The organism is Halopseudomonas sp. (assembly GCF_041579695.1).
GTDB lineage: Bacteria > Pseudomonadota > Gammaproteobacteria > Pseudomonadales > Pseudomonadaceae > Halopseudomonas.
The window spans coordinates 1-1571 of record NZ_JBFGFI010000207.1; the positions used below are offsets into that span (position 1 = coordinate 1).

Genomic DNA, 1571 nt, shown 5'->3' on the forward strand with positions numbered 1-1571 from the left:
ATCAGGCCTTCGGCTTCGCCCAGATGCTGGGTGCTGCAGGTTACGTGTACCGCAACCGGAGCCTGCTGGGGGCTGAAGTCCAGCCGCTGCAACAGGTGTTCCCGAATGAAGCGCACTGGATCGTAAACGTCCAGACGTGGGTCCGACCCCTCCTGCAACAGACTCAGCGTGCAGGGCGAGGTGTCGCAGTAGACCGGATCCACGCCGCCGCGGCTGGCCTCGAGCAGAGCCGCAACCAGCTCCTGCTTCTTGCGTGCTGCCTGCTCGGCGTAGCCCTTGGAGGCGAAGGGCTGACCGCAGCACAGGCTGTCCAGTGCTGCAGGAAATACCACCTGATAGCCGGCCTTTTCCAGCAACATGCGGGTCTTGTCCATGAGCGGCACCTGCTCGGCATCGCTTGCCGCCGGGCCCATGGCCCGGGATACACAGGCCGCCAGGTAGACCACCCGGGGGCGCGAGTCTCCACGGGGGCTCGGCAGGCGCATGCGACGTGCCGGCTCGGGCATTGCGGGGGTCCACTGTGGTACTCGCCCGCGGCTGACCTTGGTTATGGCCGCGGAGGCGCGGGTGAGTAGGGGGGCTCCCAATGTTGCGCGCGCGCCGCTGGCCAGAAAGAGCATCGCGCGTGTGGTGCTGACCGTGGTGCGAAAGTGATCAGCCAGCCAGGTGGCTGTCCGCGGGCTGTTGGCCTGCTGCGCGCGCAACTTGCGCACCAGATCGCCGGTATTGATGCCCACCGGGCAGCGCTGGGCGCACAAGCCGGTGGCTGCGCAGGTGTCGATGCCCTGGTAGCGATAGTCCTGTTCCATGGCGGCGGTATCTATACCCGCGCGCTTCTTCGCCTGGATGTCACGCCAGACTACGATGCGCTGGCGGGGACTCAGGGTCAGCCCCCGGGACGGACAGACCGGTTCACAGAAGCCGCACTCGATGCATTTGTCGACGATCTCGTCCGCCGCCGGCAGCGGCTTGAGGTGTTTCAGGTGAATCTGTGGGTCCTCGCTGAGCACCACATCCGGATTGAGGATGCCCTGGGGGTCGAGCAGGCGCTTGATCTGCCACATCAGTTGGTAGGCGTCATGACCCCATTCCAGCTCGACAAAGGGCGCCATGTTGCGCCCTGTGCCATGCTCGGCCTTCAAGGAGCCGCCGAACTCCACTGCTACCAGCTGCGCCACGCCCTGCATGAAGGCTTCGTAGCGGGCGACCTGGGCCGGGTCGTCGAAGCCCTGGGTAAATACGAAGTGCAGATTCCCCTCCAGCGCGTGACCGAAGATGATTGCCTCGTCATAGCCGTGACGTTCGAACAGGTCGATCAGCCGGTTGACCCCGTCGGCCAGCTGTTCGATGGGGAAGGTCACATCCTCGATGATCACCGTGGTGCCGGTCTGACGTACCGCACCAACGGCGGGGAAGGTGTCCTTGCGGATCTTCCACAGCTGGTTGTAGACGGCCGGATCCTCGCTGAAGTCGACGCACTTTTCCAGCGTGAAATCGGCAATCGACGCCATGATCAGCGCCAGCTGTTCATGCAGCAGGGACTGGCTGGCAGCGCGGGATTCGATCAGCAA

General features: G+C 64.5%; 1 protein-coding gene. It reads right to left on the reverse strand.

The window, feature by feature from the left end:
• On the reverse strand, window positions 1-1571 hold a 1571-nt coding region (locus tag ABYA88_RS16445; RefSeq protein WP_373188459.1), incomplete at both ends, for an FAD-linked oxidase C-terminal domain-containing protein.